The sequence below is a fragment of the Methanoregula sp. genome, from assembly GCF_002835825.1.
Classification (GTDB): Archaea; Halobacteriota; Methanomicrobia; order Methanomicrobiales; family Methanospirillaceae; genus Methanoregula.
The window spans coordinates 1-1,419 of the sequence record NZ_PIZH01000530.1; the positions used below are offsets into that span (position 1 = coordinate 1).

Genomic DNA, 1,419 nt, shown 5'->3' on the forward strand with positions numbered 1-1,419 from the left:
TGTATGAGGGACAGCGTTCCGCACATCCCAGCGATAAACCCGCCTACGTCCCGCCCCTTCGTTAAGATCGGCGAGCCGCAGGAAACGGGGCGGGACGTAGGCGGGTTTATCGCTGGGCTGTGCGGAACGGGCGGGTGTGTTGGTCATGGGAACGATACCTCGTATGATTGATTTTTTGCCGGTAATGGATAATATGCGTTGCGGTTTTATATTGGGGGGATTTTCCGGAATGGGGGGATATTTTCTGGATGCGAAGAAACCGGGCGGTTCTGCGGAGGTCCTGTTGGAGGCGTTACGGGGAAATTCGTCGCAGGTACTGCCCGGTCTCTTTCTCGCACGTGCCGGACCGGCTGTGTTGCAAACAACTACGGCTATGGCGGGAAACTGGTCTCGCCGCCGTGGCTCTGCGATGAGGCGGCCCGGCGGGGCGTGTTCCCGGAGAGCCGGATGAAGAAGCAAACGGGGAACTGACCGGTTCTGCCACAATGCCTTTGTAGAGAAACAGCGATTATGGTATAAGGTAATTCTATGGGGACCGAGGCAGTATCCATCAATACCGTCCTTGAATATGTGGATAAACTCGATATCGAAGACCAGCAGTACCTCCAGGAGATTATTTACCGCAGGCTTCTCGATGCAAAACGCACGGCCATTGTCCGCCGGGCAAAACAGGCAAAGGCAAACGTGCGGAAACACGTAATTCGCAGCGGGACAGCAAAAGATCTTCTGGCGGATCTGAATGGTTGAACTCATCTGGGATGAACATTTCAAGAAACTCTATACGAAGTGGGTCCGCCAGCACCCGGAGCTGAAGGCACTGTTTGCGAAGAAAATCGTGCAATTTGCCGAGGATCCCTTTCATCCATCACTCAAGACACATTCCTTAAGCGGTGTTCTGAAAGGACTCTGGTCGTTCAGGATCACCTATGAACACCGTCTCGTGTTTGATTTTCTTGATAAACACCGGACGAAGGTTCTCCTGATTGATATCGGATCGCACAAAGAAGTCTATTGAATTCAATCCTGCCGGACCGGCCCGGGTTGCGAACAACTACGGCTATGGCGGGAAGCGGGTCTAGCCGCCGTGGTTATGCGACGAGGCTGCCCGGCGGGGCGTGTTCCCGGAGAGCCGGATGAGGACCGGAACAGGATAGTTACATCCGGTTGTATTCCCTGTCAGTTAATGCGAGATGGGAACGGAGAAAAAAGGAGTTGTTTGCCGCGGGATCGTTTACCTGTGGCAAAATAAAAAAAATTCAGTATCGTATTTTCGAACTTTTGTGAATATTGTCCGGAAATCTTATGTTACTGTGCTTCCGGCACCATTGCACGATCCAACGGCAGTTGAGCCAGAGCTTTGGCAGCCATCATCTGCAGATACACCACTGTTAGAGCAAACACAAGCACCAGAGGTACTGC

2 protein-coding genes are annotated in these 1,419 nt (G+C 52.7%); both read left to right on the top strand.

Annotated features, from left to right (window positions below):
- Positions 1 to 528 precede the first annotated feature (528 nt).
- On the top strand, positions 529 to 747 hold the full coding sequence (locus tag CW742_RS12990; RefSeq protein WP_292421042.1) for a hypothetical protein: 219 nt from the start codon (positions 529 to 531) through the stop codon (positions 745 to 747).
- A complete protein-coding gene (locus CW742_RS12995) occupies positions 740 to 1,015 on the top strand; it encodes a type II toxin-antitoxin system mRNA interferase toxin, RelE/StbE family (RefSeq protein ID WP_292421044.1) in 276 nt (91 codons plus the stop codon). Before CW742_RS12990 ends, CW742_RS12995 begins: the two co-directional genes overlap by 8 nt.
- Positions 1,016 to 1,419 lie beyond the last annotated feature (404 nt).